The organism is Providencia sp. PROV269, assembly GCF_028477785.1.
Lineage (GTDB): Bacteria > Pseudomonadota > Gammaproteobacteria > Enterobacterales > Enterobacteriaceae > Providencia > Providencia rettgeri.
Window position 1 is genome coordinate 70,350 of record NZ_JAMPLV010000017.1, and the last position, 14,262, is coordinate 84,611.

A 14,262-nucleotide genomic window follows, 5' to 3' on the forward strand; every position below is an offset into this window, starting at 1 on the left:
AAATCGAATAGACAGTTATTCAATCGCTTTCTTGAGTTCCCAATAAATCGCTTTTTCTAGCTTAGCCTGGTGATTTATTGCAAATAATCTTAAATCTCGTTCACTTTGGTGTGGGTAGATACGGCAACTAAAATTGAGTTCACCATCATTAATAAATACTTCCAAGCTAGAGTGGTCGATAAAAGCATTTATTTTAAGTTGATGACCTTGCGGTATCGGAGCACAACGATTATCACTAATGGTATATTCAGGGTAATGACGCATTAAGGTTAATTGCTGACTTTGGTTATCAACATAGAACTGCACGCCGTATCCAATCCAAAAGCCAAATTTTTCAGCTGGGCTTTGCTGTAAATCCCAAATAAGTTCTATTTCACAACTTGTCGCATTTTCATTTAATACTATGGTGCTGTTTTTGGCTAACATTGTTGCGGGAAAATGGCTTGCAGACTGGCGTAATGATTTCAATTCCTCTATAGGTTTAGAGATAATTTTACCTTGCTCATTCAGTGTTAGCTCTCTAGGTAAAGTAAAGCACCCTGACCACCCATGTTTTTGTGTGGGCATATGATTTTCCCACATATCCATCCAAGCGATAGCAATACGACGGCCATCTTTAGCTAAAAAGGTTTGAGGTGCGTAAAAGTCTTGGCCAAAATCAAGCTCAGTAAATGAATGTGAAATTTGATAAGGTAAATTAGGTGACCAATTACCAACCAAATAGCCATTTTGAAATAAATTTCGATATTGATAATTTTTTGCTTTTTTTCCTTGAGGAGAAAAAAGGGCAATAAATTTTTCGCCTAATGGAAAGAAATCAGGACACTCCCACATATAAACATTATTGTCGTCAGTTTTTGCTAGGATTTGATAGTTTTGATCCCAATTTAATAAGTCAGTAGAGTTAAATAAGAGGATTTGCCCTTGATCTTGAGAGTCTCTTGCACCAACCACCATCCACCATTTACCATCTTGTTGCCAAACTTTAGGATCTCTAAAGTGCATATAGCCATCAGGGGAAGGGAGTACAACACCTTTCTTTTCGAAATGAATACCATCTTCACTGATTGCAACACACTGTGATTGGATGATTTGGCTGTCATCACCTGGATTTGCTAACCAGATATGGCCTGTGTAAAACAAATACAATTTGTTATCGTAACTAATTGCGGAGCCTGAGAAACAACCATCTCGGTCATAATCTTCACTTGGTGCTAACGCAATGGGTTGGTGTTGCCAATGGACCATATCAGTGCTTGTTGCATGACCCCAATGCATGGGACCCCAAATCGCACTAAATGGATGATGTTGATAAAAAGCGTGGTATTGTCCTTGGTGATAGATCAAACCATTAGGGTCATTCATCCAGCCTACATAAGGGGCAAGGTGGTATTGTGGGTAGAACTGCAAGTTCATGTTTTCTCTTGCTGTTTTGATGGTTTCGTTGGCTAATTCAAGTTGTTTTTTCATTATGGCTTCCTGAACATTTTTCGATCGCGATAACAAAATGGGCACATGAAATTCAATAATAGGTGCGTTTATTTGCTGGCTTCTTTATACTTAATGTTAACGTTAACAGTTTGCGTTTACTAGTTTTATTTTCATGAGTTGGTAATGTGTTATTTATGAATAAGAATAAAGGTTAAAAATATAAAACTCGCAAAGGAGATATAATGAAAGTTTGGGCATTAGGGGATGCAGTTATTGATTTAATTCCTCTTCAAAACATGCAATATGAAGCTTGTGCTGGTGGTGCGCCTGTAAATGTCGCCGCTGGGGTTGCACGCTTAGGGCAAAATAGTGGTTTTATTGGACGAGTCGGTGAAGAAGCTTTCGGGCATTTCATGCAAAAAACCTTATTTGATATAGGGGTTGATACGAGTGCGATGGAATTTGATGAAAAGTATAAAACAAGTACTGTTCTCGTCTCGTTGCATGAAAACGGAGAACGTGAATTTTCTTTTTTAGTTTCTCCTTCGGCTGACCAATTTTTAACGACAAATAACTTACCGCAATTTGGTCATGATATTTTGCATTTTTGCTCATTAGCTCTAGTGCATCACCAATGTAGAGCGTCTCTATCAACAGCTATCGAACAACTAAAACTCGCTGGTGGGTTACTGAGTTTTGATATTAATATTCGTCCACAAATGTGGTCTGATCCCGATGAAATGCACCAAGTTGTTGATAATTTTGCAAAACGAGCGGATATTTTAAAACTTTCTGATGATGAGCTGCTGTGGTTAACGCAAGAAAGTCGTTTTGAAAATGCAATCGCCAAATTGCAAGGCTATCCTGCCCAATTAAAAATTGTTACTCAAGGGGCTAAAGGTTGTCAGGTGTTCACTTCTTTGGTTCAAATGGCCGTAAGTGCTTATTTAGTAGAAAGTATTGATACCACAGGGGCTGGCGATGCATTTATGGCGGGGTTGTTGGCGGCCATTTCACAATATGGGCTAATCAATGAAAAAGAGGGGCTGATGAAGGTCATTTCGCAAGCTACTGCTTGTGGTGCATTGGCGACAACCAAAAAAGGTGCTATTGCCGCAGCGCCGACACAAGAGGAATTATATGCATTTATGCAGCAGCAACCACCATTACATCAGCGTGATGTTTTTTGATGAATATATATGCAGCGAGTAAATAAAAGGTAGCGATATAGTTACCTTTTATTTTAAGAATACTTGATATAATTCAACCTATATTATGATGTTGATAAGTTTTATTTTTTGCATTTTGGCGTATGATAAGTAGCTAATATTATTTAATCAGATTTATTGTGGATAAATTATGTTGCTTCGCTCGGGAGTAGCTCTTGCTATTTTTTCCTATATCTTATGGGGAATCACACCATTATTTTATCGTTTACTTCCCGGAGCGGAACCTTTAGAGCTACTTGCAGAACGTCTTATTTGGTCTGTGCCTATACTTTTTTTTGTTCGCTTAATTATTAAAAATAAATCTTTATGGCGCGAGGTATGGTCTGATAAACGGTCGATAATTTTGTGTTTATTTAGTTCGTCGGTTATGGCGATATCTTGGACAACATTTACCTACGCATTAACTCACGGACAGGTGTTAGCCGCGAGTCTTGGATATTTTATTAACCCATTATTCTCTATTCTACTTGGTGTTTTGTTTCTTCGCGAACGGCTTGTTTTTGCAGAAAAAATGGCTGTTATTTTTATTTGTGCGGGGGTTGGTTACCAAATTTGGCAGTATGGTGAATTACCTATTTTAGCGTTAGTTATGGGGAGTGCTTTTGCGGTATATGGATTAATCCGTAAATTTATTCGATTTGATGTGATTACGTCTTTATTTCTAGAAGCGCTTTGGTTGCTGCCCATTGCAATAGCGATCTCTTGGTGGTTAGCTTCTAATGGTTTAAGCGCTGTGGCGCAAGGGGATTGGCAAATTAAAGTTCTTTATATGTTAGCGGCTCCAGTCACGATCATTCCTTTGCTCTTTTTTACTGCGGCAATTAAACGAACGTCATTAACGGTAATAGGTTTAGCACAATATATAGAACCAACAATTCAATTCTTATTAGCCGTATTTTTATTTAATGAGCTATTTGATTGGGTCAAAGGCATTAGTTTCTCACTTATTTGGATTGGTTTAATATTTTGTGTGTTAGCAATCTTACGCAAACAGTATATTAAATTTTCTCATAAAGAACCTTTTATTACTGGGCGTGACAAAACACCATTAGATTAAATAGTTAACCATCATTATCAATAGTTTATAAGATTATTGTCTTATGGCATTTTTTCCTCGATAGCAAAAGCAAACGGTTGCGTATATAATTGGCAGTAACTTTTTTGTCGGTAAGGTTATCAATCATGAATCAATTAGGTACTGCGCTGTGTAAATCTGCAACAAAAGTCATGTTGTTAGGTGCTGGAGAGTTAGGCAAGGAAGTTGCGATTGAATGTCAACGGTTGGGCATCGAAGTCATTGCGGTTGATCGCTATGATAATGCGCCAGCGATGCATATTGCACACCGTAGCTATACAATAAACATGCTTGATGGCGAAGCGCTGAAGCAAATAGTTTCAATTGAAAAACCCGATATTATTGTGCCTGAAATTGAAGCGATTGCGACACAGGTATTAATGGAACTGGAACAACAAGGACAAAAAGTGGTTCCGTCTGCGAAAGCGATTGTTCTTACTATGGATAGAGAAGGGATCCGCCGCTTAGCCGCAGAAGAGTTGAAATTACCAACATCAGAGTATCAATTTGTAGACAGTAAACTCGATTTTATCGCAGCAGCAGAAAAAATCGGCTTTCCTTGTATTGTTAAGCCAGTGATGAGTTCGTCAGGGAAGGGGCAAAGTGTGATCCATTCTCGAGACGAATTAAATCAAGCTTGGGATTACTCACAGGAAGGTGGTCGAGCAGGTCAAGGCCGTGTAATTGTTGAAAAAATGGTTAATTTTGATTTTGAAATTACATTATTAACGGTCAGTGCCGTGGATGGGATTCACTTTTGTGCGCCAGTAGGGCATCGACAAGAAAAAGGGGATTATCGTGAGTCTTGGCAGCCACAGTACATGAGTGAGGTGGCGTTGAAAAAAGCGCAGGATGTTGCTGAGAAAATTGTTACCTCTCTGGGGGGCTACGGAATATTTGGTGTTGAATTATTTGTGTGCGGTGATGATATTATTTTTAATGAAGTTTCGCCTCGTCCCCATGATACAGGCATGGTGACGCTGATTTCACAAAATTTATCTGAGTTTGCTTTACATGTTCGTGCATTTCTTGGCTTCCCAATCGGTGTGATCCGCCAATATGGACCAAGTGCATCCGCGGTTATTTTACCTAGTTTACAAAGCCAAAATGTGATTTTTTCAAATATTGGTGCAGCATTGGGATCGGATACTCAATTACGGTTATTTGGTAAACCTGAAATTGCAGGAACTCGCCGGTTAGGCGTTGCTTTGGCAATTGCAGATTCGATTGAAAGTGCATTAGAGCTGGCGCAAAAAACCGCTAATACAGTGTGTGTTTCTGGTTGATTTTAATGAAGTTAGTGCTGAACATTTTTGTTTCGCTACTGCTTTTTATATTATCCCAAATAATTGAGGTTGCATCTGGCTTGGCTAATGGGGTTTGATTGGCACTAATAACGGGGATTCCACCTAATAATTGAATGCCAATAGCCCCGTTAAAGTGCTCGTCATTAAAGAAATTATTATTAATCGCTAATCCAGCCAGATTGATAGAGTAAGGTAGCTTATTGACTAACTTAACCCCATTAGCATTTTGAGTTACGTAAATATTTTTAAATGCATCTTCTTGGGGCTGAATTCTTACTAATTTGAATCTTAAGGTTATTCTTGTACAAGATTTTATTTACCCTTATTCCTAGTTTCATTGAAAGAGATATCCGCTATCTTTAATAAGCGAGTATTTATTGGAGTAAGATTGATGCGCTCCACTTCTTACTATAATCCGGCGTAAAAGTAGAATAAGGAAAGTGATGATGGTTCGTTATGTCGCTGGCTTAATGTCATTAGGATTAATGTCTTTTTTATCAACAGCACAAAATCTTGAACAACAATTTAGCTTATGGGTGGCGAATGAAAAAGATAAAATCGAGTGTTTTGAACCGCAATCATCATTTAAGTATTGCTTAGGTGAACGACCAAATAGCGGTTTGGCTGTTTTTGACCAGAAAGGGCAAGAAGTTTACCAGCTTTATTATTTTGACAACTGGCCAGATGAAGCACAGGACGGGGTATACCGAATTCGTAAAGAAAATAAAATTGGTTTTGCAGATGCGATATCAGGGGAAGTCGTGATTGATGCAATTTATGATTGCGCATATCCCTTTGAAGCAGGGAAAGCGAAAGTCGGTATCGGATGTGAAACACAAACTGATGGTGAGCACAGTTGGTGGGTTGGTGGTAATTGGACTACGATTACACGCTAAACGTATATAGATATCATAAGGTTTCAGGTAACTCAGCTTTAGGTTTTTACGTTATTAGTGAAATTTATTCACAATAAACATCATTTTAACTATGCATACGTCATTTTTTAACTTATTGAAAACAAATTGAAATTGTAATGCAGATCACGTTTTTAAGCTCATTTGACCTCCCTAAAAACCATTCAAAGTAAAAAACAAACCGCTTAATTCCATATGGCACCACTTAGCATAACTTTAGTCATTTGCTGAGTGTAATTTCATACCATATACACCATGGCAGAGCTCAATTTTTTGATTCAATACAGTTCAACCACTGCCAATTAAAAACCCATCAACGATAAATGATAAGCAATGAAAACACAGCGATATCGTTTTTTATGATGGCTAATACAAAATCAATGGCATGTTCGTTTTACCTCAGAAGGGTGTTCTATGAACAAAAATGGTATTTTAAAGCACATTCCGTGGATGATCCTTGGGATAATCGGTGCGGTCTGTCTGGGGGTAGTTGCACTCAGGCGTGGTGAGCACATCAGTGCTCTTTGGATTGTCGTCGCTTCTGTGGCGGTGTATCTCATAGCATATCGTTATTACAGCTTATATATCGCTAAAAAAGTGATGAAGCTGGACGAAACACGTGCGACTCCAGCCGTCATTAATAATGACGGGTTAAACTATGTTCCGACAAATAAAAACGTTCTATTTGGTCACCACTTTGCCGCGATTGCAGGGGCGGGGCCATTAGTCGGACCTGTTCTTGCTGCTCAAGTCGGCTATTTACCCGGCACCTTATGGTTGCTTGCAGGGGTTGTGTTAGCCGGTGCAGTGCAAGATTTCATGGTGTTATTTATTTCATCACGTCGTAATGGTGCATCATTAGGGGAAATCGTTAAAGAAGAGCTAGGCCCAATTCCGGGAACGCTGGCACTCTTTGGGTGCTTCCTAATCATGATCATTATCCTTGCTGTATTAGCATTGATTGTGGTGAAAGCCTTGGCAGAAAGCCCATGGGGTGTCTTTACTGTTGTGTCAACGGTACCAATCGCCTTATTTATGGGGATATATATGCGATATATCCGACCAGGGCGTGTTGGTGAGGTTTCAGTCATTGGTATCGTCTTGTTAGTTGCCTCTATCTGGTTTGGTGGCGTGATTGCTCACGACCCTTACTGGGGCCCAGCACTGACATTCAAAGACACGACGATTACTTACGCGTTAGTGGGTTATGCATTTGTCTCTGCATTATTACCTGTATGGCTAATTTTAGCGCCTCGTGACTATTTAGCGACATTCTTGAAAATTGGGGTTATCGTTGGTTTAGCGATTGGTATCGTTATTCTAAACCCTGAATTAAAAATGCCAGCAGTGACGCAATTTGTTGATGGTTCAGGTCCTGTTTGGAAAGGTACTCTATTCCCATTCTTGTTTATTACCATCGCTTGTGGTGCGGTATCCGGTTTCCATGCGCTTATTTCCTCAGGGACAACACCTAAGTTATTAGCAAACGAAAAAGATGCGCGTTACATCGGTTATGGTGCAATGTTAATGGAGTCATTTGTTGCGATTATGGCTTTGGTCGCGGCTTCTATTATCGAACCAGGCCTGTATTTTGCTATGAATACGCCGCCAGCTGCATTAGGTATTACCATGCCTAACTTACATGAGCTGGGGGGGCCAGATGGCGCGGCTATCATGGCTCAACTGAAAGATGTGTCTGTTCATGCAGCAGCTACAGTAAGCTCATGGGGCTTTGTGATTTCACCTGAACAAATCATGCAAACTGCGAAAGATATTGGTGAGCCGTCGGTATTAAACCGAGCAGGTGGTGCGCCAACATTAGCGGTGGGTATTGCGTTTGTTTTCCACGAAATCATGCCTGCGGCAAATATGGGCTTCTGGTATCACTTTGGTATTCTGTTTGAAGCTCTGTTTATCTTAACCGCATTGGATGCAGGGACTCGTTCAGGCCGCTTTATGCTGCAAGATTTATTGGGTAACTTTGTTCCATTCTTGAAGAAAACAGATTCACTGGTTGCTGGTATCATAGGTACAGCTGGTTGTGTTGGGCTGTGGGGGTATTTATTGTATCAAGGTGTTGTTGACCCACTGGGCGGTGTTAAGAGCTTATGGCCTCTGTTCGGTATCTCGAACCAAATGTTAGCAGCAGTTGCTTTAGTCTTGAGTACAGTAGTGCTGATTAAGATGAAACGCAGTAAATACATTATGGTGACTGTATTACCTGCAGTATGGCTATTAATCTGTACAACTTGGGCATTGGGACTGAAATTATTCAGTGATAACCCACAACTGGAAGGATTCCTATACTTAGCGAAATCTTATAAAGATAAGATTGCGGCAGGTGGTGCAGAGTTAACTGCACAAGAAATTACTAATATGAATCACATTATTATTAATAACTACACCAACGCAGGGCTGAGTATTCTATTCTTGGTGGTTGTCTACGGTATCATTTTCTATGGTATTCGCGTTGGGATGAAAGCGCACAAAAACCCAGAGCGTACAGACAAAGAAACACCTTATGTTCCTGTACCTAAAGAGGGCGTGAAAGTTTCATCTTCACATTAAGTCACCCTTCAACGAAATTGAACATCGGAAGATGTTCGGTAAATGAAAGGTCGCCCTACATTGTGTGTTCATGATGTAGGGCATTTGTATTGGAGAGGCTGATGTTTGGAAATCTCGGCAAAACAGGAAAATACCTCGGGCAAGCAGCACGCATGCTAATTGGTATTCCTGATTATGATACCTATGTGCAGCATATGAGTGATAATCACCCAGATAAACCTGTGATGACCTACAAAGAATTTTTTCGCGAAAGACAAGATGCACGGTATGGTGGTAGCGGTAAAGGCGGATTTCGCTGCTGTTAATCAATGAAGTGTGAGGGCAATAATGAAACCTATTAGCGTAACAATTTTAACCGGTTTTCTCGGGGCTGGTAAGACGACTCTCCTTAGCCATATTCTTCATGCTGAGCACGGTCATAAAATTGCAGTGATTGAAAATGAGTTTGGTGAAGTCCCCATTGATAACGCAATAATTGGTGATCGTGCGACACAAATTACCACATTAAGTAATGGCTGTATTTGTTGTAGTCGTTCGAATGAATTAGAAAATGCCTTATTAGACCTATTAGATGGCCTTGATAATGGAAAATTAGACTTTGAGCGTCTCGTCATTGAGTGCACTGGCATGGCAGACCCAGGCCCGATCACTCAAACTTTTTTTTCCCATGAAGTCCTATGCGAACGTTATGTGTTAGATGGCATTATTACACTAGTGGATGCTGTTCACGCTGATAAACAATTGAATGATTTTGCCATTGCTCAAGCGCAAATTGGCTATGCAGATCGCATTTTATTGACCAAAACAGATATTGAGCCGAATAACGAAGCTTTAATTGAACGTTTACAACGTATTAATGCGAGAGCACCGATTTACCCAGTTATTCAAGGTGATATCGACCTGAGTTTATTATTGGATATCGAAGGGTTTTTATTGGATTCACAGTTGAATGTCAAACAACCGACATTCCGTTTCGCGCCTAAACAACAAAATGAAGTCGGCTCGATTGTCCTTGAATTTAATTATCCTGTTGAACTGATGGCCGTTTCTCAAGTAATGGAAGACCTATTACTCGGTTTTGCAGATAACTTACTGCGTTATAAAGGAATTCTTTCCATTATGGGTGAACCAAAACGCTTATTATTCCAAGGTGTTCAACGCCTCTATAGTGCGGATTGGGATAGAGACTGGGAAGTTGATGAACAACGCCGCAGTGTATTAGTGTTTATTGGTATTGACCTACCAGAAGATATAATTCGTGAAAAATTCGCAGCCCTAGAAGTTAATTCAAAATAGAACAATTCAAAAAAATAATTTCAAAAAAGAAATTCAAAAAGAAATTCAAAAAGAAATTCAAAACGAAATTCAAAGTCATTAGCGGCGTAGCAAGGCGGCAAAAGAGCCAATCCCTAGGAGCATACATAAGTATGTGACTAGGGTTGGCGAATGTAGCCAACAATGCTACGGCGTTAAGGGCGAAGAATTAGCGACGTAGCAAGACGGCAAAAGAAATAATCCCTAGGAGCATACACAAGTATGTGACTAGGGTTGGCGAATGTAGCCAACAACGCGACGGCGTTAAGGGCGTGCTTTAGCGGCCATAATTTCAATAATCTGCACGTCAGTATGTTTCATTGAACCCGCGGCTAAAGAACATAAATTGGCAATAGATTGGTCGACATCATCAGACACAATACCATCCGACCCTCTAACACAGCTATTATCTAATGCCATTAGCACGGCTTTATAAGCGGCACTCGCACTGGTTGACACCTTCATTGCACAACTGTTTGATGCGCCATCACAAATCATACCACTAACATCACCAATCATACTGGAAATTGCCATTGCAACGACTTCATAGCGGGATTCTAGTAACCAAGCAATGCCCGCGGCAGCTCCCATCGCCGCTGTTGTCGCAGCGCACAATGCCGATAATGCAGGAAGCTGGTTATGAATGTAGATTGCCATCAGATGGGAGAGCATCAATGCACGAGCCAGTTGTTCTTCTGAAGATTGTAGGTAATCAGCAGTCACAACAACAGGCATGGTGGCTGCAATACCTTGGTTGCCTGAGCCGGAGTTGCTCATTGCGGGTAATACGGCACCGCCCATGCGCGCATCTGAGGCGGCAGAGGTGCGGATCATAATTTCTGACATTAAGTCTTTTGAAAGCAGGCCACGGTCTCGCTGGGTTTGTAATGTTTTACCGATATGTAAGCCATAAACGTTGCGTAAGCCTTCTTGAGATAAAGCTTCGTTTAAATGTGCGGCTTCAAGAATAAAACGAATATCCTCTAAAGGTGCTTCGGTAGCAAATTGATAAACAGACTTGGCGGTGACGGGGGGCAGAGGGACATCAGCCGCACAGTCAACGGGCGATTCATGGTGAGGTTGAGCTGTTGTGGCATCAAATACGGTATGATTGTTATGAACGATTTTAACAATATTGGTATGCGACCCTGCAATGATGACGGTTGCGGATTCAGTTTGTGTGTATACCGTGGCTTCAGAGTAGATAACATCATCACAAGGGTGTTTGATATCTACAGTAATAGCTCCTTGCGCTAACATGGTTTTACTCAAAGCAATGGCATCCGCGGACGCTGATTTTAAAACTTCTAAACCTGCATCGGCATCGCCCCCAACAGCACCAAGCGCAGCTGCGATAGGTAGACCTACCATACCTGTCCCGGGGACGGTTACACCCATGCCATTTTTCATGAGGTTAGGAGAGACAAAAGCACAGACACGGATCACTTGCCCATCAAGAAATGAAGCGGCTTTAGCAGCAGCATATGCCAATGAAATTGGCTCAGTACAACCTAAGGCAGGTTTTACTTCTTGTTTTACTGCTTTGATAAAATATTGCCAAAGTAGTGGTTGTGATTGAGCATGCATGGCAAGTCCCCTTAATAAAATCTTTTTCGATTTTATTATTTTAAACAACAGTCTGGAGAAAAACTTCACTAAGTTAGGGGATTTAAAGAGAGTGAAGAGAAATATTATCTCTAATTTGAATTATAAAAATGAAAAAATTCTAATTTTGAGCCTGGTCACAAAAGTCCTGCCTATAAAATTCGGCAGGACTGAGTGATAACGGAACAGATTAGCTTTCTACATCAAGACGTTTACTTTGCCACTTACGTGAACGCCAGCGCCATGCATTCGTTAAGCCGCGTAACCATTCATCAGCAAAGAAACCTAGCCAAATACCTAAGAGACCCATCTCCATTTTTATGCCTAAGAAGTAGCCTAATGGGATAGCGACGCCCCACATAAAAATAATGGCGGTACACAGAGGAAAGCGGGCATCACCTGAGGCACGTAAGGCATTCACCATCACGATATTAATTGTTCTGCCGGGTTCTAAGAACACCGAAAGTAAGAACAATGGCAGCAATAATTCAATAATACCGTGGTCGTCCGTAATATTATTTAGGATAGGATCACGGAATAACCAAAAGGCAATAACGACACCAATTGTTACGTAAAAACCCATTTTGAGGCTTTTTACCCCGCGCCTAAAGGCATCTTCAAAGCGTTTTGCTCCAACAAGATGGCCAACCATAATTTCATTACCAATACTGATAGAGATACCGAACAGCATGATAAATAATGACAATTGGAAATAGAGTGTTTGTGCCGCAAGAGATGTTTCTCCCATGAGACCGATAAACGCAGATGCGGTCATAAAATGGAGGATCCAAACGAGGTTTTCACCGGCGGAGGGTAAGCCAATATGTAAAATTTTACCCAACATTTTTCGCGACCAGTGTATTAGCATCATTGGGACAAATTTAATCCTCAACCCATAAAACAGTAGGCAGAAGAGTAAAATAACGGCAACAATACGCCCAACGACAGTTGACCAAGCAACGCCCTCAAGGCCATATTGTGGTAACCCAAAGAAACCATAAAGAACAATGATGTTACCAAACACGGTAATCACATTAGCGATTAATGTGACCCACATTGCAGGCTGTGCTTTACCATAAACTCGCAAGCATGCGGCTAAAATAATTGAAATCGCTTCAGGAATTAAACATATCCCTAAAATACGTAAATAAGTATAACCATCAGCCATTAAATGTGATGGCATATTCATGATAGTTAGAATGCTATAGCCAAAAAATAATGCGACTAGCGCGCTAGAAAAACCAAGAATAAAGTTAAACGCGATTGAAATATGAATTGCTTGGCTGGCTTTTTCTCTGCGGCCTGCTCCTAAGTATTGGGCAATAACAACGCTACATCCCACACTTATAAAGTTAAAAATAGTAATAAATAGGTCAAACACTTGGTTTCCCACCCCCATAGCAGCAAGGTAGGCAGTAGAAACGTGGCTAACCATATAGGTATTAATTAATAATGTGGCCAAATGAAGAAAAATATCGATAAAAATTGGCCAGCTGAGCGAAAAGAGTGACCGCTCAGTCACATCAGATTGATGCATTGAGAACCTTTATATATTCATGAATGTTAGGGAAAGCTTGTTGAGTGGCTAATTCTACATGGATTTCAACAATGAAAATAGGGTTAAAATGCATCTGATTTAATTAGGCTAATGTTTTGTTTACTTTTAATTATTCTGTTAAATTTAATTTCGCTATATACCCTAAATAATTCGAGTTGCAGGTAGGCGACAAGGGAAGATAGGCGGGGAACATAGATAAACTATGTGACTCGGCGAGCTGAGCGTAGTCACTTATACCTCAACGAAAAGCGCTGCAACTTGAAGGATTACGGGTATAAATAATTTAATAAGCAACATCAGCACGGTATAGGAGTAAAAATGACAAAAATTAAAGCAGCAATAGTGGGCTACGGTAATATTGGCCGCTATGCACTAGAAGCTGTTCTGGCCGCTGAAGATTTTGAGTTAGTCGGGGTAGTTCGTCGCAATACACAAGATATTCCAGCTGAACTTTCAGCCTACAAAGTGGTTGATGATATTGAAAAACTAGGAGAAGTTGATGTTGCGCTACTCTGTTCACCTACGCGTGCAATCGGTCCATTAGCAGCAAAAATTTTAAGTTTGGGAATTAATACGGTTGATAGCTTTGACGTTCATTCAGATATTGTCGCTTTAAAACACAGCTTAGATGATATTGCGAAGCAACATAATAGCGTGGCAGTTGTTTCTGCTGGATGGGATCCTGGTTCGGATTCGATTATGCGAACTCTAATGTTAGCGATGGCACCAAAAGGGGTAACTTTTACTAATTTTGGACCAGGGATGAGTATGGGGCACAGTGTGGCTGCCAAAGCAATTGATGGCGTCAAAGATGCACTTTCTGTCACAATCCCATTAGGGACTGGGGTTCATCGCCGTATGGTTTATGTTGAATTAGAAAGTGGCGTGAATTTTGATGCAGTGACTCAAGCAATTAAAGCAGATAGCTATTTTTCTTCTGATGAAACACATATTCGTCAAGTCGATAGCATTGATGCATTAAAAGATGTTGGGCATGGTGTGCACATGACCCATAAAGGGGTTTCAGGGGTAACACATAACCAGTTATTCGAATATTCAATGCGTATTAATAATCCCGCACTCACTTCTCAGTTTATGGTTTCTGCCGCACGTGCGACCATGAAACAAGCTGCAGGTGCATATACCGTGATTGAAATTCCACCCGTGAATTTCTTACAAGGTGATTTAGATACGCTGATCGCCAAATTGGTTTAATTTCAATTTAATCTATCTGTGGCATGGCGAGTGTACGTTCATGCCA

11 protein-coding genes are annotated in these 14,262 nt (G+C 40.4%); 8 read left to right on the forward strand and 3 right to left on the reverse strand.

The genetic code is table 11. From position 1 onward, the window contains the following. Positions 1 to 15 precede the first annotated feature (15 nt). Positions 16 to 1,470 carry a glycoside hydrolase family 32 protein gene (locus PR683_RS17430; protein ID WP_109912034.1) on the reverse strand — a complete coding sequence of 485 codons (1,455 nt, stop codon included), beginning with the start codon at positions 1,468 to 1,470 and terminating at the stop codon, positions 16 to 18. A gap of 203 nt (positions 1,471 to 1,673) precedes the next feature. Here PR683_RS17430 and PR683_RS17435 point away from each other — a divergent pair, with 203 nt between their 5' ends. From PR683_RS17435 to yjiA, 7 genes are all read left to right on the forward strand, one after another. Next, positions 1,674 to 2,621, forward strand: coding sequence for an aminoimidazole riboside kinase (locus PR683_RS17435; RefSeq protein WP_272581922.1), 948 nt, complete (start codon positions 1,674 to 1,676; stop codon positions 2,619 to 2,621). Positions 2,622 to 2,790: 169 nt separating this feature from the next. Next, entirely contained in the window at positions 2,791 to 3,717 is a 927-nt protein-coding gene (gene rarD / locus PR683_RS17440) for an EamA family transporter RarD (RefSeq protein ID WP_109912035.1), read from the forward strand. 125 nt (positions 3,718 to 3,842) lie between these two features. Further along, positions 3,843 to 5,021, forward strand: a complete 1,179-nt coding sequence (purT, locus tag PR683_RS17445; protein WP_004913766.1) for a formate-dependent phosphoribosylglycinamide formyltransferase — start codon at positions 3,843 to 3,845, stop codon at positions 5,019 to 5,021. A 464-nt stretch (positions 5,022 to 5,485) separates the two neighbouring features. Next, on the forward strand, positions 5,486 to 5,938 hold the full coding sequence (locus PR683_RS17450; protein ID WP_123382371.1) for a WG repeat-containing protein: 453 nt from the start codon (positions 5,486 to 5,488) through the stop codon (positions 5,936 to 5,938). 432 nt (positions 5,939 to 6,370) lie between these two features. Next, a complete protein-coding gene (locus PR683_RS17455; RefSeq protein ID WP_004913760.1) occupies positions 6,371 to 8,524 on the forward strand; it encodes a carbon starvation CstA family protein in 2,154 nt (717 codons plus the stop codon). A gap of 101 nt (positions 8,525 to 8,625) precedes the next feature. Next, the gene (locus PR683_RS17460; protein WP_004260586.1) at positions 8,626 to 8,829 is read left to right on the forward strand and encodes a YbdD/YjiX family protein; all 204 of its coding nucleotides are present in this window, start codon (positions 8,626 to 8,628) and stop codon (positions 8,827 to 8,829) included. A 22-nt stretch (positions 8,830 to 8,851) separates the two neighbouring features. After that, a complete protein-coding gene (gene yjiA / locus PR683_RS17465) occupies positions 8,852 to 9,820 on the forward strand; it encodes a GTPase (RefSeq protein ID WP_109912036.1) in 969 nt (322 codons plus the stop codon). Positions 9,821 to 10,102: 282 nt separating this feature from the next. On the opposite strand, the gene PR683_RS17470 is transcribed toward yjiA, so the two are convergent. Beyond that, positions 10,103 to 11,425, reverse strand: coding sequence for an L-cysteine desulfidase family protein (locus PR683_RS17470; RefSeq protein WP_109912037.1), 1,323 nt, complete (start codon positions 11,423 to 11,425; stop codon positions 10,103 to 10,105). A 208-nt stretch (positions 11,426 to 11,633) separates the two neighbouring features. Then, positions 11,634 to 12,980, reverse strand: a complete 1,347-nt coding sequence (locus PR683_RS17475) for an MATE family efflux transporter (protein WP_004913749.1) — start codon at positions 12,978 to 12,980, stop codon at positions 11,634 to 11,636. Between the two features lie 339 nt (positions 12,981 to 13,319). Here PR683_RS17475 and PR683_RS17480 point away from each other — a divergent pair, with 339 nt between their 5' ends. Then, positions 13,320 to 14,216: a diaminopimelate dehydrogenase gene (locus PR683_RS17480; protein WP_272581923.1), complete on the forward strand. Its 897-nt coding sequence runs from the start codon at positions 13,320 to 13,322 to the stop codon at positions 14,214 to 14,216. The last annotated feature ends 46 nt before the right edge of the window (positions 14,217 to 14,262 follow it).

What these genes read in the sequence shown, in the direction of transcription:
- rarD (WP_109912035.1), top strand. Translation starts at nt 2,791, where the DNA reads ATGTTGCTTCGCTCGGGAGTAGCTCTTGCTATTTTTTCCTATATCTTA.
- yjiA (WP_109912036.1), top strand. Translation starts at nt 8,852, where the DNA reads ATGAAACCTATTAGCGTAACAATTTTAACCGGTTTTCTCGGGGCTGGT.
- PR683_RS17435 (WP_272581922.1), top strand. Translation starts at nt 1,674, where the DNA reads ATGAAAGTTTGGGCATTAGGGGATGCAGTTATTGATTTAATTCCTCTT.
- PR683_RS17480 (WP_272581923.1), top strand. Translation starts at nt 13,320, where the DNA reads ATGACAAAAATTAAAGCAGCAATAGTGGGCTACGGTAATATTGGCCGC.
- PR683_RS17475 (WP_004913749.1), bottom strand. Translation starts at nt 12,980, where the DNA reads ATGCATCAATCTGATGTGACTGAGCGGTCACTCTTTTCGCTCAGCTGG.
- purT (WP_004913766.1), top strand. Translation starts at nt 3,843, where the DNA reads ATGAATCAATTAGGTACTGCGCTGTGTAAATCTGCAACAAAAGTCATG.
- PR683_RS17470 (WP_109912037.1), bottom strand. Translation starts at nt 11,425, where the DNA reads ATGCATGCTCAATCACAACCACTACTTTGGCAATATTTTATCAAAGCA.
- PR683_RS17430 (WP_109912034.1), bottom strand. Translation starts at nt 1,470, where the DNA reads ATGAAAAAACAACTTGAATTAGCCAACGAAACCATCAAAACAGCAAGA.
- PR683_RS17460 (WP_004260586.1), top strand. Translation starts at nt 8,626, where the DNA reads ATGTTTGGAAATCTCGGCAAAACAGGAAAATACCTCGGGCAAGCAGCA.
- PR683_RS17450 (WP_123382371.1), top strand. Translation starts at nt 5,486, where the DNA reads ATGATGGTTCGTTATGTCGCTGGCTTAATGTCATTAGGATTAATGTCT.
- PR683_RS17455 (WP_004913760.1), top strand. Translation starts at nt 6,371, where the DNA reads ATGAACAAAAATGGTATTTTAAAGCACATTCCGTGGATGATCCTTGGG.